The sequence below is a fragment of the Bacillus sp. Medicinal_06 genome, from assembly GCF_056711665.1.
On the sequence record NZ_JBWYHD010000007.1, the window covers coordinates 244,051 to 263,477 of the forward strand.

Below are 19,427 nucleotides of genomic sequence, written 5' to 3' on the forward strand. Positions count from 1 at the left end.
TCGGAAAGCTTCACTTTATTTTTATACATCATACCTTATTTTTCAACAAATGATAAGTTTTCTGATCAATTTGTTTCACAAAAATAGTATAGCACAACTCTTCTTTTTCTGATAGCTTTATTGTATAACACATTAAAATAAATATGACACTCTATTAGCGCTTTAATCCCGCAAAGTATAACTTATTTAAAATATCATAATAAAAAGGCCTTGTGCATCCAACACAAAGCCTTTCTATTTCACAACAACAAGATGTGGCTCACCTTGTTCTTTTTTCTCATATATTTCTTTTTGTTGCTGCTCTTGTCGTTTCACATAGCTACCTACGTTCAACAATATACCCATTGCAAATAAATTCGCCATTAAAGAACTGCCACCATAACTGACAAACGGCAAAGGCACGCCAGTAAGAGGCATTAGCCCAGACATACCAGCAATATTAACAAACGTCTGCACACCAAGCATACTAGCAATACCTATAGCAATTAAACTTCCAAATGGCTCTTTACACTTTTGAGCAATTCGAAGTGAACGAATAATAATAAGCAACAAGCTAATCAAAACAATCGCTACTCCGATAAAACCAAGCTCTTCCGATATAATTGCCATAATAAAGTCTGTATGAGGCTCCGGTAGATATCCAAATTTTTGTATACTATTCCCAAGACCTCTTCCGTTTAATTCACCCGAAGCAATACCAATAAAAGAATTTACCAATTGGAATCCATCACCTTGTGGATCTTCAAATGGATTTAAAAACACTGAAAAACGTGCTTTTTGATAAGGCTTCAATGCAAAGTTACCGACTAAATACAAAAGCGGAATCCATACAATTGTACTTAATAAAATACGCTTTATCCACTTGTTAATCGGAATACCCGAGCAAAGGAACATAATTCCAACAATACCAATGTTTAATAGAACTGTCCCCAAATCATTTTGTTTTAGGATTAAAAATATAATTAACCCTATAAACAGAATTGTACCTGCCGATCCTTTCCATACTGACGTATCCGTTTCTTGCCTTCTTGCAAAGAAACGCGCGAGTATGATAATGATAGCTAGTTTAACAAATTCAGCTGGCTGTATACCAAATACCCAAGCTTGCGCACCATTAGTTTCTTTTCCTAATAATAACGCTAACGATAGCAAACCAATACTTCCTAGCATCATGAGTAATAAAACAATTCTTTTTCTCCAAAACTGGTATGGAATCACAGCGATTATCCCTAATCCCAATACTGTACCTATACTTAATGCGATTAATTGCTTATTAAAAAAGTAATTAGCCGCTTTTTCAAACCTTGTAATCGCTACAATAGAGCTAGCACTGTATACCATTATAACTCCCAGTACACATAAAATAACAAGTGGAAGCAATAATGAATAATCCATCGACTTCCATACTTTTTTCATTCAATATCCTCTTTCTGTTTTCAGTTTAATTGTTGTATTCCATATGTATTGGAATTCTTCCTGCTTTATTATACAAATAAAAAGCTCAAACTTAGCCAGTTTGAGCCCCCTTATTTGAACCCTTTATTGTTGTTTGGTTGTAAAAGCTTCATGAAGTGCTGATAATTCCCGTTCAAGCTCTCCTAACATGTCTTTTCCTTGCTCTTCTGCAATAAGACCAAGACGAACCGCAAAGTCAACTTCACGGGATAGTCCAAACATTTGTGTGTCGAGCACTTCTTCATATAATGGACATTGCGGCATTGTAAGATGGTCCATTTGCACCTTAATAAGTCTTAAAATCTTCTCCGCATCCGCTTGTAGAAGGGCAAGTGCCTTTTCCTGATGATTTGCTACTGTCTCAGACGCCAAATTGATTCCCTCCGTTTCCGTCCTACTCTCCTATCCTATCTATTAATATTAGCGATAGTTTTAATAAATTGCAATAGAAACATTTTTTGTGACAATCGTGTCTAATGCTATTATACTGAAAAGTGGGAGCATAATACAAATGGGGGAACAACAATGAGTGAAATCTTATTTATAAACGGAAAAGTCCGTTTTCCAATCACACTTGATCCAAGTGTTTGGATTTTTGATGATCGAAAAGTAGATTTAACAACTTACTTCACCGAAACGAAAGAAGAAACATCAGAATTAGAAGACTATCTCAAGCATACTTCTGAACATTGGGATCGCGAAATCCGTGATGGCGCCGCTTTCCCACCTATTCAAAAAAGCGTAAAAAAATTTAAAAAAGAACAGCTCATTACAGGCACGTTTGGCATACCACTTCATCCCTTTTTAAAAAACGCCGAAATTGCAGCTGAAGCGACGCATGTTGAAATTCATACACTGCATGATACAATCAGTCTTTCATTAGAAGAAGCAAACAATGTTATTCTTGGATTTTCAAAAGACGGAACACCATTACGAGAAGACGGACCTGTTCACCTTTATTTTGGTAATGGTTCTAATATAAACAATCCAATTCGAAACATCCGTAAGTTTACAATTATTTAGAAAAGGAGCGGGACAAAGTCCCACTCCTTTTTATCCCGCATTAACAGGCAGTAAGACCCCCACCTCAAAATTCAGAAAAAGCAAAGCAGGTAAGTGGGGGTCAGCTGCCCATAAAAGCCCGATTCGTGAGGGCTAATAATCAGTGGGGATGAAGAAAACCCCACTGATTAAAGTTTTACTTTATAATAAATCTGCTGCTAGTTGCGCTAAATTTGAACGTTCTCCTTTTACAAACTTTACATGTCCGCTAATTTTTTGTTCCTTGAATTTCTCTACAACATACGTTAAACCATTATTATATTCGTCTAAGTAAGGATGATCAATTTGTTGCGGATCTCCCATTAAGACAATTTTACTCTTTTCTCCAACCCTTGTTAATATTGTTTTCACTTCATGTTTCGTTAAATTTTGTGCCTCATCAATAATAATAAATTGATCTGGAATACTTCGTCCTCTTATATAAGTAAGCGCCTCTACTTCAATTGAACCCATCCCTGCTAAAATCGCATCTAATTCCCCTGGTTTTTTTGTATTAAATAAATACTCTAGATTGTCGAAAATCGGCTGCATCCATGGTCTTAATTTTTCCTCTTTTTCCCCTGGTAAATAACCAATATCTTTTCCAACCGGAACAATTGGCCGGGCAACAAGGAGTTTTTTGTACAAACCTAAATCCTCCGTTTGCATAAGCCCAGCGGCTAAAGCAAGTAAAGTCTTACCAGTTCCCGCTTTACCCGTTAATGTTACAAGCGGAATATCTTCACGAAGCAATAATTCCAATCCCATAGTTTGCTGCACATTCCGCGGACGTATGCCCCAAACCTGCTCATTATGAAAAACCAATTTCTTCACTTTTTTTCCTGAAAAATCAACAATTCCAAGTGCAGAGCTAGAACCACCAAGCGCATCTTTCATCACAATAAACTGATTCGGATAAAATGGATGATTTGCAATTTCTGATAAAGGAAGCTCTCCTTTTTCATAAAAATGATTTAATTTTTCTTTTGATATGTAGCCTTCTAAAAAACCTGAATATATATTGTCCACTTCAATTACACGATCACTTAAATAATCTTCCGCTTGTAAACCAAGAGCATCCGCCTTTACTCTTACAAGCACATCCTTACTGACTAAAATGACAGACTTTCCACTCTCTTTCTCTTGCTCTTCTAAAAATAAATTTTTCGCCACAGCTAAAATGCGATTATCGTTTGTTTTTTCAACAAAAATATCTTGTAGTTGAACAAATGAGCGATGGTTTAATTCAATACGAAATGTCCCTCCATTTTCAAGAGGTATACTATCATGCAATTTTCCTAATTCGCGAAATTTATCTATCAATTTAGATACATAACGAGCATTTCGTCCAACTTCATCCATGTAGCGTTTTTTCGAATCAACCTCTTCTAATACAACTGCTGGAATCACTACCTCATTTGTTTCAAAAGAAAAAATAGATAAAGGATCCTGCAAAAGTACATTCGTATCTAACACATAAATTTTATCCAACCTGTTACCCCCTGACTCCACTTTTAAATTTGTAGAACAAGGGTTTCATCCATGATCGTGATATGGACGAACCATTGTTATAATTATATGTAATGTATTAACGAGGTAGAATCGAAATTCATAGAAATTAAAACTTTTCTTAATCATTTGTCGCATTTATAACTAGATATGATATTCATTCATCAAAATTTATATTCTAACATGCAGCAAAGGCCAGCTATTCACTTTAGTTAAAATAGTAGAAAAGGATGAACAATTATAGCGCTCATCCATTTCTATCATTCTTTCATTGCTGTCAAAACTTGATTATCAAGTTTTTCAGCAGCACGAAGATCATATGTTTTTTCATATGTTGGTTCCGAAGTAAGCTTTGCTCCATAAAACATAACATCACGCACTTCTTGAACAGATACTTCTACTACAGTTAACTTAAGCGGAATACCTTCTAATCTCTCCTTTAAAATCTTTGCTTCACCGCTAATGGAAAATACAGATTCATTTGCCATTACAGTAAGTACAAGCCCTGGCTGATGGCGTAAATTTTCCACAATGCGGGAGCGTTGATCAACTGCAAATCGTATGCTTGTCTTATTCATTGCATATACCCATGAAATAGCACTTACATTTGGAATAGCCTTTTCAAAATCAATCGTTGCAATTGTAATAATATGCCCTTCACGTAAAGATTGAACTAAAGAATCTGTCAATGTAGGTTCTACTACATTTGCCATATTTCCACCTCCAAATTTTCTTCATCCTAATAATAACTTATTTTTTGAATTGCGAAAATATTATTTTTTCCCCCTATAGTTCAAAAATATCAAATTTACATGATATACTTATATCGATAGAATTTGTATTGAGGTGACGAAATGAGAGTCAAATGCATGCTTTGTGATAAAAAAGAAGAGTTAGATGACGAAAATCCTATGGCCAAAAGGCTTCGTAACCGTCCTATTCATACATATATGTGCATGGAATGCACAGAACGTATTGCAGAACGTACAATGGAACGCCATGCAACCGGAAAATTCCACTTATATCGTGATAAAACAATAGAAGATGAGTGGTAAACTGCCAAATAAGTCCTTAATCATTCAGATGAGGACTTATTTATATTTCTCCGGCTCTCGTTTCATTTGATCTAAGAAACAATCTATAAGCTCTACTGGAAATCTTGTAGAATGTTTTTCCCCTTCTCGTTCATATGTAACCAAATACATATCTTCTTTCTTTTCCACCATTACCTCTCGTAATTGATGATCTTCATGTAGCATGCTATGAAATAGTAAATATGTTTCTTGTGCAGCTTCATCATGCGGGCGTGCTTCCGCAACAGTTTTAATCGTAAGCCAATTGTATAATGTATCTTGTACAGAACGCATAAAACATCCCCCCTTAGTTCGCTCTCTGTTTCCTTGCTTGATGTAAGCGCAATCTATAAATGCCGAGCACAATCGCTGCCACAACGAGCCCTTCTCCCACTGGTAAAAAAACCGCAAAAAAAGTTAGAACCGTACTCCCAATTGCTAATACCACATAAATTACAACATTTTGTAATGGCGATAATTTCCTAGCAAAACCCAAATTATATACAAGTGCACTCAAAATAATCATTGTACCATAAAGCAGCCACATCCCCACCTCTGGATTCATATCTACATTATATAGCTTTGCAAAAAATGACATTCTCTCTAGCATTACACTTCCCCCTTATCTAGCAAAGATGAATAAAGATCCCCTAGCTAAAATAAACCATATGAACCTAATTCAACCCACAAACTAGTAGTGCCTTACTTCTTAATTTCCAAACTCTACGTTACCTACTATAAGAGTACCTTGCAGAAAAAATACTGTCCAGATAAAAGAGTAAATTTTCTAAAAAATAACCAAATAAAAAAGCTGCCTTTTCATAAAAAGGCAGCTTTCTCATTTTTTTACGCTTCTACAGATTTCTTTTTCTTAGCAGCTCTTTCGCGTTCGCTCTTATCAAGAATCTTTTTACGAAGACGAATTGATTCTGGTGTTACTTCACAGTATTCATCATCATTTAAGTATTCTAATGACTCTTCTAAAGTCATAATACGCGGTTTTTTCATTGTTGATGTTTGGTCTTTTGTTGCAGAACGAATGTTAGTTTGTTGCTTCATTTTTACAACGTTAACTGTTAAATCATTCTCACGTGTATGTTCCCCAACAATCATACCTGCATACACTTCTGTACCTGGTTCAACGAAGATTACGCCACGGTCTTCAACTTGCATAATACCATACTGTGATGCTTTTCCTGTTTCAAGTGAAACTAGAACACCTTGACGACGTCCACCAACTTGACCAGCATGTACTGGTTGATAGCTATCAAATGTATGGTTTAAAATACCGTAACCACGAGTTAAAGTTAAGAATTCTGTTGTATAACCAATTAAGCCACGTGCTGGAACCATAAATGTAAGACGAACTTGACCGTTCCCGTTATTTACCATATCTAACATTTCACCTTTACGTGCTCCCATAGATTCCATGATAGAACCCGTATATTCTTCTGGCACATCAATTTGTACACGTTCTACTGGCTCACATCTTACGCCGTCAACCTCTTTAATGATTACTTCTGGTTTAGATACTTGTAATTCATATCCTTCGCGACGCATATTCTCAATCAAGATTGATAAATGTAACTCTCCACGTCCAGATACAATCCATGCATCCGGAGATTCTGTATTGTCTACACGTAAACTTACATCCGTTTCTAGTTGCGCGCGAAGACGCTCTTCGATTTTACGAGATGTAATATATTTACCTTCGCGACCTGCAAATGGGCTGTTATTTACAAGGAATGTCATTTGTAGTGTTGGTTCATCAATACGTAATAATGGCAATGCCTCTTGATGCTCAACTGGACATACCGTTTCACCAACGTTAATGTCTTCCATACCAGAAACAGCTACTAGGTCTCCGGCTTTTGCTTCTTCAATTTCTTGACGTTTTAATCCAATGTAACCAAATAATTTTGTTACACGGAATTGTTTTACACTTCCATCAACCTTCATTAACGCAACTTGTTGTCCTACTTTCATTGTACCGCGGAATACACGTCCAACCCCGATACGACCAACATAGTCATTGTAATCAAGAAGTGCTACTTGGAATTGAAGTGGCTCTTCGCTATTATCGATTGGTGCTGGAATATGTTCAATGATTGTATCAAATAATGATTTCATATTCTCTTCTTGATTTGCTGGGTTTGAATCTAAGCTTGCTGTTCCATTCATTGCTGATGCAAATACAACAGGGAATTCTAACTGATCTTCGTTTGCTCCAAGTTCGATGAATAAATCAATTACTTCATCAACCACTTCGTCTGGACGAGCAAAGTCACGGTCAATTTTGTTTACAACAACGATTGGAGTTAAGTTTTGCTCAAGTGCTTTCTTTAAAACAAATCGTGTTTGTGGCATACAACCTTCATATGCATCAACAACAAGTAAAACACCATCAACCATTTTCATAATACGCTCTACTTCACCACCGAAGTCAGCGTGTCCAGGTGTATCTAAAATGTTAATTCGTTTATCTTCATAATGAATCGCTGTATTCTTCGCTAAAATAGTAATACCGCGTTCTCTTTCTAAATCATTTGAATCCATTGCACGCTCTTCTACGTGCTCATTTGCACGGAACGTCCCCGCTTGACGTAATAATTGGTCAACAAGTGTTGTTTTACCATGGTCAACGTGGGCAATGATTGCTATATTACGTAAATCTTGTCGTTTTTTCAACATGTCCAACTCCTAGTGTCTTTTTAATCCTTCTCTATTATAAGAGCGAAGGGGATACAATGGCAATCAAAATAAAATCAAGAATGAAAATATAGTTGTATTCTTACTTTTGTGAAAGTAAAATGAAATTGGAGGGTGAAGATATGGAACACATTCAATATCGCTTTTTACTAACAGCTATTATCGGTGTTATTTTCTTAATTGGTATTGGCATTATGGTTGCTGAAAATAGTCCCATCGGTATTATTATTTGCATTATTGGTACATTTGTTACAGTCGGATATGGATTTATAACAAAACGCAAAATGCGTAAATCACAGTAACACAAAAAAGTAAGAAGCTGCGTCTTGAGCCTCTTACTTTTTTGTTACTGTGATACATATGGTAATAACTCTTCATACACTCCAGGCTTTGCAACTAATACGCTACTCTTCTCCACAATAGAAAGCATAGTACCATGGAATGTCGTTACCTTACCACCGACTTCTTCTACAATAATCATTCCACCACCAAAATCCCAAGGAGATAGTCTAGGCGTCACGTAAGCATCCAATCTTCCTGTTGCAACATAGACCATTTCTAATGCTGCACATCCGTATGAACGTGTTCCTCTTGCTAATTTTACAAGCTGCATCATTTTCTCCATATTAAGTAATGGATTATCGGTTAGCCAAGTTGCGTTTAAAGCAATTATTCCATGTTCTATCGCACTTTTCTTTAAAGGAGGAATGAATACATCGTTACAAAAGGCCCCTTCTCCTTTTACAGCATGATAAAGTTCATCATGAACTGGATCATAGACAAGCCCAATTTTTCCGATACCGTTCTCATAAATACCAATTGAAATCGCAAAGTTTCTTTTTTGATGAACAAAATTCATCGTACCATCAATTGGATCAATTAGCCAAACGACTCCATCAGAAGAAGCTACTTCATCCCCATATCCTTCTTCTCCTAAAATATAATGGTCCGGGAATGTTTGTTTAATTTTCCTAATAAAAAACTGTTCTGTTTCTCTATCCATATTTGTTACTAGATCAGCTGCATTTGATTTCGTCTCTATGGTAAGTGTCTTTTGCAATGATGCCATTAAACGCTTACCAGCTTCTCGAATCCACTGTTTCGCATTTGTATCGATTTCTTTCCATACCTCTTGCATGTTTTAACACTCCGATCTATACTGTTCACAGAAAAAACGAACCCTTTATAAGGTTCGCACCAACTTAATTTTTATACATATACTATTATTACGCTTCTAAACGGATCATTTCAAGTCTTAGCACTTCTAATTTTTGCACGCACTCTTCTTTTTTCTGATTATCATTTTCCATCATTGCATCATATAGTGTTGCTAATTCATAATCTAACTCCAATCTTAGCACTGGAATTCTTTTTTCAGCATCTGTTCTCTTTAATGCGTTAATCACCTGTCTCATTTTTATTGCCTCCTCCCAATATTCGTCTGCCCTCGGACTAGAATTAACTTAATTTTCTGATTTTTTGTTTTATACTATATTATGTTGGATAAATCATCTATGCAACAAAATTATATTTTTTTACCGAAAATTTTTTTGTACTATTTTTTTATGAATCGTACAAGCTATGCTAAAATTAGAAACAAACTAGGAGTTGGAGGAACTATCATGACATTACAAACATTTAAATCAACTGACTTTGCTGTCTTTACAGTTGATGGTCTCGAAGAACGAATGAATGCTATTAAAACGAATATTCATCCTAAATTAGAAGCTCTAGGCGAGCAATTTTCTCATTATTTATCAGAACAAACTGGTGAAAATTTTTTCTATCATGTTGCGAAACATGCACGTCGTAAAGTCAATCCACCAAACGATACTTGGGTTGCTTTTTCAACAAATAAACGCGGATATAAAATGCTACCACATTTTCAAATCGGTTTATGGGGTACTCATGCTTTCATATACTTTGGTTTAATTTATGAGTGTCCACAGAAAGTGGAAGCGGCTCATGCCTTCTTAGAACATTTAAATGATTTAAAAACAAATATACCAAATGACTTCGTTTGGTCCATTGACCATACTAAACCGGATGTAAAACTACATAACACGCTTGAAGCAAATGATTTACAAAAAATGATTGAACGCTTAGCCACTATAAAAAAAGCAGAGTTACTAGTTGGTATTCACATCTCGCCAGAAGAATCTTCAACACTTACTGATGAACAATTTCTTGCGAAGGTTGAAACTACTATGCACTCACTCCTTCCTTTATATAAAATTTGCAATCGATAGTAGAAAACGGACAATATTTATATTGTCCGTTTTAAGTTGTTATCCCATTATAGCACTATGCGTTTTATTTTTCAAAATCTTTTTACATTTTTACAATCTTTTGTTCTTCTACTTCTTTCGCTCTTTGAATTGCCCGATATATTGAGTAACCACTTACCTCTTGAAACTCTTTGTCAATTTTCTTCTCTTCCGCTTTCGATGGTACAATTTCTTTAAAGCGACGATATAGTCTCATCAGTTCTTCTCTTGCGATACCTTTCTCATATGCCTTTTCAATCGCCTCATAGAATGTCACGATTGCAATCATCTCATCATTTGACCAGTCATAATCAAGTGGGTATTGATATTCCATATGTACACCTCATTCATTTTTATTCTTACCATTGTGCTATCTTAAAATATGACTTCCATCCTTCTTCACTATGGCCACTTTGCATTATACACTATTTCCCTTTTATGATGGAATTATCTCCCGCCAGATTGAAAATCGCAGAGTAATAAAAAACATAACTCTTCAGCCAACTAAAAATGTAACTTTAAGTATTATTTCCCCTCGCCTTACTCCTTTACTTCCGCTAAATTCCGCTGTAAAGGTATGTCTGACTACGAGCAGGATAAAACAAAACTTCTATTGCTGAGATTTCATGTATCTTCTCGCTTTCTTTAAACCTTAAGATGAGCGTTTATTACTCACACACAATGGGATAAACTTACTACTAATTATGCATATAATAAAAATAATCATTTTCCCTATACATATATAATCATTGGTGATATAATGCTTTTGTTTTATTGAAAATAAAGTGAAGCTTCCATGAAAAAACTTTTGAATGGTAAGTAAACAAATCAAGTTCTTCTAGACGGTTATATAACTATACAAAGGGAGATAACTTTCTTATTGAACAAGATACACATAAAACAAATCAATAATAAATATTACTAAGAAGAAGGGGTGTATAGATTGTCCCAATACAAAACACCATTGTTTACCGCTTTAGTAGAGCACAGTAAGCGAAATCCAATTCAATTCCATATCCCAGGTCATAAAAAAGGACAAGGAATGGATCCTACGTTTCGCGAATTTATTGGGCATAATGCATTAGCAATTGATTTAATTAATATCGCACCGCTCGATGATTTACATCATCCGAAGGGTATGATTAAAGAGGCTCAAGATTTAGCCGCTGCTGCGTTTGGTGCAGATCATACTTTCTTTTCCGTTCAAGGTACAAGCGGTGCAATTATGACAATGGTGATGAGCGTTTGTGGCCCAGGAGATAAAATTCTTGTACCACGAAACGTTCATAAATCTGTAATGTCAGCCATTATTTTCTCAGGTGCAAAACCAATTTTCATTCATCCTGAAATTGATCCAAAGCTCGGTATTTCACATGGGATTACGATTCAATCTGTAAAAAAAGCACTCGAGGAACATACAGATGCAAAAGGATTACTCGTTATTAATCCAACATACTTTGGGTTCGCTGCAGACCTGCAGCAAATTGTAGAATTAGCTCATTCCTACGAAATACCTGTATTAGTTGATGAAGCTCATGGCGTTCATATTCATTTCCATGACGAATTACCGATGTCAGCTATGCAAGCTGGTGCAGATATGGCAGCGACAAGTGTGCATAAGCTCGGCGGTTCATTAACACAAAGCTCCATTCTAAATGTAAAAGAGGGGCTTGTGAATGTAAAGCATGTCCAATCCATTATTAGTATGCTTACAACAACATCGACTTCTTACATTTTGCTTGCTTCTCTTGATGTTGCAAGAAAACGACTTGCAACTGAAGGAAAGACATTAATAACAGAGACAATACATCTAGCTGAGCAGGTTCGTAACGCCATAAACGACATCGAACATCTTTATTGTCCTGGAAAAGAAATGTTAGGTACAGATGCCACGTTTAGCTACGATCCAACAAAGTTAATTGTATCTGTAAAGGACTTAGGAATTACAGGCCATGAAGCAGAGTTATGGTTAAGAGAGCATTATAACATTGAAGTTGAACTCTCAGACTTATATAACATCTTATGCCTTGTTACATTAGGTGATACAAAAGATGAGACAAACATTCTTATTAAAGCCTTACAAGAGCTAGCAACGACATTTAAAGATCGAGCTGACAAAGGTGTTCAAGTACAAGTTGAAATTCCAGAAATCCCTGTACTTGCTCTCTCTCCTCGAGATGCTTTTTATTCAGAGACAGAGGTCATCCCATTTGAAAATGCTGCCGGTCGTATTATAGCTGATTTTGTAATGGTGTATCCACCAGGGATTCCAATTTTTACTCCAGGTGAAATTATTACACAAGAAAACTTAGATTACATTCATAAAAATTTAGAAGCGGGTCTACCAGTACAAGGTCCCGAAGACATGACATTACAGACATTACGCGTTATTAAAGAATATAAGCCTATCAGTTGATAGGCTTTTTTTTCACCATTTTTCCGTTTACTCATACCATACTAAAGAATGTAACGTATAGGTGGGGATACAGTTATGATTGTGATTGGTCGTTCCATTGTACATCCTTATATAACGAGTGAAAACGAACCGTTCGCTACTGAGAAGCAACAAATCTTAGCCATTATGACCGGAAATCAAGAAGTATATGCATTCCAAACAGCTAATCAACTCAGTTTTGATCTGAATTTACGAATTCATATTATTACATCAGCCTTAGAACTCTTTCAAAGCGGCCTTCAGTTCCGTACATTCCAAGAGTCCTATTGTAACCCTGAATTTTGGAAAAGGACACCGCTGGGAGGGTTTCAACTACTCCCAAATATACTACCCTCTGTCGCGATACGAGATATTTTTAAAAATGGGAAAAAGTACGGAACAGAATGTGCAACAGCAATGATTATTATTTTTTACAAAGCACTTTTAGCTTTATATGATGATCAAACTTTTAATCACTTATTCGCAAACCTTCTACTATATACATGGGATTATGATCGAGATTTAAAACTGGTGACAAAAACCGGTGGGGATATCGTTCCTGGCGATCTTGTTTACTTTAAAAACCCACAAGTGAATCCAGCTTCAGTTGAATGGCAAGGAGAGAACGCCATTTATTTAGGTAATTCCTTTTTTTATGGGCACGGTGTAGGAGTACAAACAAAGGAACAAATCATTTATTTATTAAATGAACGAAGAATTCCCTATGCCTTTATCTCAGCATATTTAACAGATTTTATTACCCGCATAGATAGCCGCCTCATGAGCCAATATACTTCTACTAATACTCTACAAACAACACTCAAATTTATTCCCATTCGAGATGATGCAATTGTTGCAACCATTGGTCACACAACTACAATTTATTAAAAAACGCCTGCAAATATGCAGGCGCTTTTAATTATTGGGCTTCTGTATGCTCTTTGTGACCACATTCGCAATGAGATCCACATTTTCCGTAAAGTACTGTTGTCTTTTCATCTTCAAAGTGTGCAATTGTTCCACCACAAACTTGACATACGATTGTTCCCATTTTTCATTTCCCCCTGAGTTTGAATTATGATTAAAAACCTTTATATTTACACGTTCTATATATTACTGAGCTTTTGTATGTTCCTTGTGATTACATTCGCAATGAGATCCACATTTTCCGTAAAGTACCGTTGTCTTTTCATCTTCAAAGTGTGCAATTGTTTCCTCACAAACTTGACATACGATTGTTCCCATTTTTCATTTCCCCCTGAGTTTGAATTATGATTGAAACTCTTTACATTTACACGTTCTATATATTACTGGGCTTTTGTATGTTCCTTGTGATCACATTCGCAATGAGATCCACATTTCCCGTAAAGTACTGTTGTCTTTTCATCTTCAAAGTACGCGATTGTTCCTTCACAAACTTGACATACGATCGCTCCCATTTTTCATTTCCCCCTAAGTTTAAGGTCCTAAAAACTTTTTCAGTAGCAAGATTCCTATATATTATTGGGCTTTTGTATGCTCCTTGTGATCACATCCGCAAGATCCGCATTTCCCGTAAAGTACTGTTACTTTCTCATCCTCGAAGTGTGCAATTGTACTTTCACAATCTTGACATACGATTGTTCCCATTTTCTATTTCCCCCTAAGTTTATAATCCCAAAAACTTTTGTAACCGCTTAACTTTCTGTCTTTATTTTAATATGTTATACTTTTTCCGTCAATAGGTTTTTAGTATAACACATTAAAAAAATAATTTTATATTAGTATGCGACAATAACAAAAAAAAAAAAAAAACAGTCATATCTTAATACATACGACTGTTTCATTTATTTATTCTTCATATTCAGCATGTAAGGAAGTTGGCGGTACAAGAAATTTAAAAAACTGTGCTAAATCATCCGCTTCCTCCTCCGATTGTAATTTAAAGACTTGCTGTAAATGTTGAACATTATCTACATCGTCTTGACCTAGTAGAGTCGCTCTTCCTGTCTGCATACAAACAACAAGAGGTTTCCCAAAAAACATATTTGTATAAATAACCCCAAAATCATAACGGTTTTCATGTGTCATAAATCCTAAAAATCGTACCTTCACACTTTCATGTTCATCATACAATTTTTCAAACATTTACTCCCTCCGTTCTTCAAAGCACTTTCTACTTGTATATATTAAACAGAATGAGTAATGATCCCTTTTTAATTGTCAAAAAATTTACAACAGTGTTAAAATAGCTATATATATTATGTCAGGAGGAAATTCTTTATGCAACATGCATTTATTAAACTTGTATCTAAATCTAAGCAACAAGCTGTCACATTAGAAGATGTAAAACAACTTTTTCATTATTATCAAACAATTACTTCCCAAACTGGTGCGCAAGTTAGTTATGCATATACTAACGTGGCATTTCCATATGAGATACTTAATACATCAGAGACTACACTTGAACTAAAATCTAGTCACGATCGATATAATTCTATTTATGTGGGGGTTGGAACAGAAAACGAGCAAGCTTTCGTTCAAATCTCCTTACCTTCTACCGCTACATTTGGGGATAAAGGAAAAGCAAATGAATTCTGCCGTTTTTTAGCAAAGAAACTAGAGGGTGAATTAAAGTTATTTAACGGAAGAACAATGTACTTTTATAAACGCTAATTTTTAAACAAGCAAGATATTATTAAAAAGAACATACTATTTGCACAAGTAAGAAATAGTGCTTGCTTTCTTACACTAAGAACAACATAAGCAATTACATATGCTAAGTAAAGGAACACGAAAAAAAGCATCACTTTATAATGAAGCTTATCACCATTTGATAAGAATAACACAATAGAAAATCCACTCCATAAAAGAAAATGATAAAATATAACATGGATGATTTTCATGGAACCGTCTCCTTTGACATGCTCTATTTTATAATAAGATATGGTACTAAATACAAATCCATTACATAATACGAAAAGATGTATTGGATTTGTCTCCAGTTTATTTCTATTATATTTACGTGCATTTCCATTTTTGATATATAGTATTACATATCCATTCGACAAATACACATAATGATCTTGCAAGCTCTTCTAAAGTATTTATAGATAGATTTATTAAACAAAAAATAACCGGCCTCTGAAAAGATAGGAGGCCGGTTATTTTGCTTATTCTTATTATTTTACAATGTGAATTGGCATTCCAAGAGCAACTTCTGCTGCTTCCATTGTGATTTCACCTAATGTTGGGTGAGCGTGGATTGTTTGAGCGATATCTTCTGCTGTCATTCCAGCTTCGATAGCTAAACCAATCTCAGAGATAATATCAGAAGCACCTGCACCTGCAACTTGTGCACCTACAAGAAGACCATCGTCTTTACGTGTTACAAGTTGTACGAAACCGTCTGTGCTGTTTAATGATAAAGCACGACCGTTTGCAGCAAATGGGAACTTAGATACAACTACCGTCATTCCAGCTTCTTCAGCTTGTTTCTTAGTGTAACCAACAGATGCTAATTCTGGATCAGTGAAGCATACTGCAGGAATTCCGATGTAATCGATTGCTGATGCATGGCCACTAATTGCTTCAACAGCTACTTTACCTTCGTAAGAAGCTTTGTGAGCTAATGGTGGTCCAGGAACGATATCACCGATTGCATAGATGTTTGGTACATTTGTACGGCATTGCTCATCGATTTCGATTAGGCCGCGGTCAGTCATTTTAACGCCAACTTGCTCAAGACCAATTTCTTGAGTATTTGGACGACGACCTACAGTTACTAATACGTAATCTGCTTCTACAGTTTGTACTTCGCCTTTAACTTCGAAGCTAACTTTTACGCCGTTTTCTGTTTCTTCAACGCCTTTAGCCATAGCTTTTGTATGAATTGTTACGTTGCCTTTTTTCTGAAGGGCACGTTTAACAACTGTGCTCATTGCTTTTTCAAAACCAGCTAAGATTTCATCGCCAGCTTCTACTACAGTAACTTCTGTACCGAAGTTAGCATATGCAGTCCCTAATTCCATACCGATGTAACCGCCGCCGATTACAACAAGTTTTTTAGGAATTTCAGGTAAGCTTAATGCACCTGTAGAGTTGATAACGCGTTTAGAATATTTGAATCCAGGAATTTCAATTGGTGTAGAACCAGTTGCAAGAACAGCATTTTTAAACGTATAAGTTTGAGCTGCGTCTTCAGTCATTACACGTAATGTGTTAGCATCTACGAAGTAAGCTTCACCGCGAATGATTTCAACTTTGTTACCTTTAAGAAGGCCTTCAACACCGCCAGTTAATTTCTTAACTACGCCGTTTTTCCATTCTTGAACTTTTGTAAAATCAACTGTTACGTTCTCAGCAGTGATACCCATGTCATCAGAATGTTTTGCATTCTCATAACGATGACCTGCATTGATTAACGCTTTAGATGGAATACATCCAACGTTTAAGCATACGCCACCAAGGTTAGCTTTTTCAATAATTGCTACCTTTTGACCTAATTGTGCTGCACGAATTGCTGCAACATATCCACCAGGACCTGCACCAACAACGACTGTATCTAATTCAATTGGGAAATCTCCTACTACCATTGTTATTACGCCTCCATTACTAATAATTGTGGGTCGTTCAATAAACGTTTAATTTGGTTTAATGCTTTTTGAGCAGTTGCGCCGTCAATTAAACGATGGTCAAAGCTTAGAGATAATGCTAATACTGGAGCTGCAACGATTTCACCGTTTTTCACAACTGGTTTCTCAGCAATACGGCCAATACCAAGGATTGCTACTTCTGGGTGATTGATAACTGGAGTGAACCATTGTCCACCTGCAGAACCAATGTTTGTAATTGTGCAAGAAGCACCTTTCATTTCAGCTGGAGCTAGACGACCTTCACGCGCTTTACCAGCAAGCTCATTAATCTCGTTAGAGATTGTAAAGATAGATTTACGATCTGTATCTTTAACAACTGGTACTAATAGACCTTTGTCTGTATCAGCTGCGATACCGATGTTGAAGTAATGTTTATGAACGATTTCTGAAGATGCATCATCTAAAGAAGTGTTCAACATTGGGAATTCACGTAATGCAGATGTTAAAGCTTTTACAACGTATGGAAGGTAAGTTAATTTAATACCTTTGTCAGCTGCAACAGCTTTGAACTTTTTACGGTGAGCAACAAGTTCTGTTACATCTACTTCGTCCATTAATGTTACGTGAGGAGCTGTGTGTTTAGAGTTAACCATTGCTTTCGCAATCGCTTTACGAATACCACTCATTTTTTCACGAGTTTCTGGGTATTCACCAGCTGGGATTGGTTGTGCTTTTGGTGCTTCTTCTTTCGCTGCTGCTGGAGTAGCTTCTACTGCTGCTGGAGCTTCAGTTGCTGCTACTGCTTGTCCACCATTAGCAAATGCATCGATGTCAACTTTTACAACGCGACCGTTTTTGCCAGTACCAGCTACTTTATGGATATCTACACCTTTTTCACGAGCGTATTTACGTACAGATGGCATAGCAATTACGCGCTCATTTACAACTTCTTCAGTTGCTGCTGGAGTAGCTGCCGCTGCTGGAGCTTCTTCTTTCACTTCTTCAGCTTTTGGAGCGTCGTCATGGTCGTCACCTTTAAATTTAAGGTTTTCGTATCCAGGAGCGTCAAACTTAATTAAAGTATCTCCTACTACTGCAACTGTACCTTCTTCTACAAGTACTTCAAGTACTTTACCTTTAACCGGAGAAGGAATTTCTACTACTGCTTTATCATTTTGTACTTCAAGAAGTACATCATCTTCGTTTACTTCATCGCCTGGTTTAATAAACCATTTTACGATTTCACCTTCGTGGATACCTTCACCAATATCTGGTAGTTTAAATTCAAATGCCACGGAATTCATCCCCCTGATTCATATCATTATTATGGAATAGTACAAAAGAAATCAGCATGTGCTGATTTCTTTTGCACATGAAACTAAAATTAGAAGTTCATTACTTTGTTAACAGCTTCAACAATATCTTTATGGTTTGGTAACCATACGCTCTCAGCTTGAGAGAATGGGAATACTGTATCAGCAGCTGCAACACGTACAACCGGAGCTTCTAAGTTTAAGATTGCACGGTCGTTAATTTCCGCTACAACGTTTGCTGCAATACCAGCTTGTTTCTGAGCTTCTTGAACAACAACAACGCGGCCTGTTTTTTCAACAGAAGCGATGATTGTTTCGATATCTAATGGTTGAACTGTACGTAAGTCAACAACCTCTAAAGAGATACCTTCTTTTTCAAGTTCTTCAGCAGCTTTTAATGCAGCATGTACCATCGCACCATATGCGATAACAGATACATCTGTACCTTCGCGTTTTACATCAGCTTTTCCTAAATCAACTGTGTATTCGCCTTCTGGTACTTCTTGACGGAATGAACGGTACAATTTCATATGCTCTAAGTAAATAACTGGATCGTTGTCACGAATCGCAGAGATTAAAAGACCTTTTGCATCGTATGGAGTAGATGGAATAACAACTTTTAGACCTGGTTGTTGTGCAACTAATCCTTCTAAGCTATCAGCGTGTAGTTCTGGAGTATGAACGCCGCCACCGAATGGAGAACGAACTGTGATTGGAGCATTCCAACGTCCACCAGAACGGTAACGCATACGAGCCATTTGACCAGAAATTGAATCCATTACTTCGTATACGAAACCGAAGAATTGGATTTCTGGAACTGGACGGAAACCTTCAAGTGCAAGTCCAACTGCAAGTCCGCCGATACCAGACTCTGCAAGTGGAGTATCCATTACACGGTCTTCACCGAATTCAGCTTGCAAGCCTTCAGTAGCACGGAATACACCGCCGTTTACACCAACGTCTTCACCAAATACAAGTACGTTAGGGTCATTTTTCATTTCAACGCGTAAAGCATCAGTGATTGCTTGAATCATTGTCATTTGAGCCATGGC

26 protein-coding genes are annotated in these 19,427 nt (G+C 36.4%); 7 read left to right on the forward strand and 19 right to left on the reverse strand.

Going from position 1 to position 19,427, the window contains the following annotated elements; translation table 11 throughout:
- Window positions 1–234: 234 nt before the first annotated feature.
- Window positions 235–1,416, reverse strand: coding sequence for an FtsW/RodA/SpoVE family cell cycle protein (locus tag AC1M36_RS18695; RefSeq protein WP_336452093.1), 1,182 nt, complete (start codon window positions 1,414–1,416; stop codon window positions 235–237).
- 123 nt (window positions 1,417–1,539) lie between these two features.
- A complete protein-coding gene (locus AC1M36_RS18700; RefSeq protein ID WP_336452094.1) occupies window positions 1,540–1,827 on the reverse strand; it encodes an Fpa/YlaN family protein in 288 nt (95 codons plus the stop codon).
- Between the two features lie 153 nt (window positions 1,828–1,980).
- On the opposite strand from AC1M36_RS18700, the gene AC1M36_RS18705 reads away from it, so the two are divergent.
- Complete coding sequence (locus AC1M36_RS18705; protein WP_336452095.1) at window positions 1,981–2,478, forward strand: molybdopterin-binding protein; 498 nt, start codon at window positions 1,981–1,983, stop codon at window positions 2,476–2,478.
- 180 nt (window positions 2,479–2,658) lie between these two features.
- Here AC1M36_RS18705 and AC1M36_RS18710 read toward each other — a convergent pair whose 3' ends face one another.
- Both AC1M36_RS18710 and AC1M36_RS18715 read right to left on the reverse strand, forming a co-directional pair.
- Window positions 2,659–3,987 carry a PhoH family protein gene (locus AC1M36_RS18710; RefSeq protein ID WP_336452096.1) on the reverse strand — a complete coding sequence of 443 codons (1,329 nt, stop codon included), beginning with the start codon at window positions 3,985–3,987 and terminating at the stop codon, window positions 2,659–2,661.
- Window positions 3,988–4,265: 278 nt separating this feature from the next.
- Window positions 4,266–4,718, reverse strand: a complete 453-nt coding sequence (locus AC1M36_RS18715; protein ID WP_336452097.1) for a pyridoxamine 5'-phosphate oxidase family protein — start codon at window positions 4,716–4,718, stop codon at window positions 4,266–4,268.
- Between the two features lie 141 nt (window positions 4,719–4,859).
- On the opposite strand from AC1M36_RS18715, the gene AC1M36_RS18720 reads away from it, so the two are divergent.
- Window positions 4,860–5,060 (forward strand): YlaI family protein, encoded by a 201-nt coding sequence (locus tag AC1M36_RS18720; RefSeq protein WP_026049164.1) that lies wholly within the window; start codon window positions 4,860–4,862, stop codon window positions 5,058–5,060.
- A 36-nt stretch (window positions 5,061–5,096) separates the two neighbouring features.
- Here the strand turns inward: AC1M36_RS18720 and AC1M36_RS18725 are convergent, their stop codons facing one another.
- From AC1M36_RS18725 to typA, 3 genes are all read right to left on the reverse strand, one after another.
- The gene (locus tag AC1M36_RS18725) at window positions 5,097–5,372 is read right to left on the reverse strand and encodes a hypothetical protein (RefSeq protein ID WP_479846094.1); all 276 of its coding nucleotides are present in this window, start codon (window positions 5,370–5,372) and stop codon (window positions 5,097–5,099) included.
- Between the two features lie 13 nt (window positions 5,373–5,385).
- Window positions 5,386–5,688 (reverse strand): YlaH-like family protein, encoded by a 303-nt coding sequence (locus AC1M36_RS18730; protein WP_336452099.1) that lies wholly within the window; start codon window positions 5,686–5,688, stop codon window positions 5,386–5,388.
- Window positions 5,689–5,924: 236 nt separating this feature from the next.
- Window positions 5,925–7,769 carry a translational GTPase TypA gene (gene typA / locus AC1M36_RS18735; protein ID WP_336452100.1) on the reverse strand — a complete coding sequence of 615 codons (1,845 nt, stop codon included), beginning with the start codon at window positions 7,767–7,769 and terminating at the stop codon, window positions 5,925–5,927.
- Between the two features lie 140 nt (window positions 7,770–7,909).
- On the opposite strand from typA, the gene AC1M36_RS18740 reads away from it, so the two are divergent.
- The gene (locus AC1M36_RS18740; protein WP_336452101.1) at window positions 7,910–8,089 is read left to right on the forward strand and encodes a DUF5325 family protein; all 180 of its coding nucleotides are present in this window, start codon (window positions 7,910–7,912) and stop codon (window positions 8,087–8,089) included.
- A 44-nt stretch (window positions 8,090–8,133) separates the two neighbouring features.
- Here AC1M36_RS18740 and AC1M36_RS18745 read toward each other — a convergent pair whose 3' ends face one another.
- Entirely contained in the window at window positions 8,134–8,925 is a 792-nt protein-coding gene (locus AC1M36_RS18745) for an inositol monophosphatase family protein (RefSeq protein ID WP_479846095.1), read from the reverse strand.
- An 88-nt stretch (window positions 8,926–9,013) separates the two neighbouring features.
- Entirely contained in the window at window positions 9,014–9,202 is a 189-nt protein-coding gene (locus AC1M36_RS18750) for a hypothetical protein (RefSeq protein ID WP_001250169.1), read from the reverse strand.
- Window positions 9,203–9,409: 207 nt separating this feature from the next.
- Here AC1M36_RS18750 and AC1M36_RS18755 point away from each other — a divergent pair, with 207 nt between their 5' ends.
- Window positions 9,410–10,036, forward strand: coding sequence for a YktB family protein (locus tag AC1M36_RS18755; protein ID WP_336452103.1), 627 nt, complete (start codon window positions 9,410–9,412; stop codon window positions 10,034–10,036).
- Between the two features lie 82 nt (window positions 10,037–10,118).
- On the opposite strand, the gene AC1M36_RS18760 is transcribed toward AC1M36_RS18755, so the two are convergent.
- On the reverse strand, window positions 10,119–10,388 hold the full coding sequence (locus AC1M36_RS18760) for a UPF0223 family protein (protein WP_336452104.1): 270 nt from the start codon (window positions 10,386–10,388) through the stop codon (window positions 10,119–10,121).
- Between the two features lie 609 nt (window positions 10,389–10,997).
- On the opposite strand from AC1M36_RS18760, the gene AC1M36_RS18765 reads away from it, so the two are divergent.
- Both AC1M36_RS18765 and AC1M36_RS18770 read left to right on the forward strand, forming a co-directional pair.
- Window positions 10,998–12,470 carry an aminotransferase class I/II-fold pyridoxal phosphate-dependent enzyme gene (locus AC1M36_RS18765; RefSeq protein ID WP_479846096.1) on the forward strand — a complete coding sequence of 491 codons (1,473 nt, stop codon included), beginning with the start codon at window positions 10,998–11,000 and terminating at the stop codon, window positions 12,468–12,470.
- Window positions 12,471–12,545: 75 nt separating this feature from the next.
- The gene (locus AC1M36_RS18770) at window positions 12,546–13,376 is read left to right on the forward strand and encodes a protein-glutamine gamma-glutamyltransferase (protein ID WP_479846097.1); all 831 of its coding nucleotides are present in this window, start codon (window positions 12,546–12,548) and stop codon (window positions 13,374–13,376) included.
- A 31-nt stretch (window positions 13,377–13,407) separates the two neighbouring features.
- Here AC1M36_RS18770 and AC1M36_RS18775 read toward each other — a convergent pair whose 3' ends face one another.
- From AC1M36_RS18775 to AC1M36_RS18795, 5 genes are all read right to left on the reverse strand, one after another.
- Complete coding sequence (locus AC1M36_RS18775; protein WP_336452107.1) at window positions 13,408–13,539, reverse strand: GapA-binding peptide SR1P; 132 nt, start codon at window positions 13,537–13,539, stop codon at window positions 13,408–13,410.
- 62 nt (window positions 13,540–13,601) lie between these two features.
- Entirely contained in the window at window positions 13,602–13,733 is a 132-nt protein-coding gene (locus AC1M36_RS18780) for a GapA-binding peptide SR1P (RefSeq protein ID WP_336452108.1), read from the reverse strand.
- 62 nt (window positions 13,734–13,795) lie between these two features.
- On the reverse strand, window positions 13,796–13,927 hold the full coding sequence (locus tag AC1M36_RS18785) for a GapA-binding peptide SR1P (protein ID WP_336452109.1): 132 nt from the start codon (window positions 13,925–13,927) through the stop codon (window positions 13,796–13,798).
- Between the two features lie 61 nt (window positions 13,928–13,988).
- Window positions 13,989–14,117, reverse strand: coding sequence for a GapA-binding peptide SR1P (locus AC1M36_RS18790; protein ID WP_000536782.1), 129 nt, complete (start codon window positions 14,115–14,117; stop codon window positions 13,989–13,991).
- A 201-nt stretch (window positions 14,118–14,318) separates the two neighbouring features.
- Entirely contained in the window at window positions 14,319–14,615 is a 297-nt protein-coding gene (locus AC1M36_RS18795; protein WP_003199960.1) for a DUF3055 domain-containing protein, read from the reverse strand.
- A 135-nt stretch (window positions 14,616–14,750) separates the two neighbouring features.
- Here AC1M36_RS18795 and AC1M36_RS18800 point away from each other — a divergent pair, with 135 nt between their 5' ends.
- A complete protein-coding gene (locus AC1M36_RS18800; RefSeq protein ID WP_336452110.1) occupies window positions 14,751–15,143 on the forward strand; it encodes a DUF1885 family protein in 393 nt (130 codons plus the stop codon).
- Here AC1M36_RS18800 and AC1M36_RS18805 read toward each other — a convergent pair.
- From AC1M36_RS18805 to pdhB, 4 genes are all read right to left on the reverse strand, one after another.
- Entirely contained in the window at window positions 15,140–15,373 is a 234-nt protein-coding gene (locus AC1M36_RS18805) for a hypothetical protein (RefSeq protein WP_336452111.1), read from the reverse strand. The two genes, AC1M36_RS18800 and AC1M36_RS18805, sit on opposite strands and share 4 nt — an antisense overlap.
- A gap of 276 nt (window positions 15,374–15,649) precedes the next feature.
- On the reverse strand, window positions 15,650–17,062 hold the full coding sequence (gene lpdA, locus AC1M36_RS18810) for a dihydrolipoyl dehydrogenase (RefSeq protein WP_336452112.1): 1,413 nt from the start codon (window positions 17,060–17,062) through the stop codon (window positions 15,650–15,652).
- A 5-nt stretch (window positions 17,063–17,067) separates the two neighbouring features.
- Complete coding sequence (gene pdhC, locus AC1M36_RS18815) at window positions 17,068–18,357, reverse strand: pyruvate dehydrogenase complex dihydrolipoyllysine-residue acetyltransferase (RefSeq protein ID WP_479846098.1); 1,290 nt, start codon at window positions 18,355–18,357, stop codon at window positions 17,068–17,070.
- Window positions 18,358–18,446: 89 nt separating this feature from the next.
- Window positions 18,447–19,424, reverse strand: coding sequence for a pyruvate dehydrogenase complex E1 component subunit beta (gene pdhB, locus AC1M36_RS18820; protein ID WP_017151121.1), 978 nt, complete (start codon window positions 19,422–19,424; stop codon window positions 18,447–18,449).
- Between the last annotated feature and the right edge of the window lie 3 nt (window positions 19,425–19,427).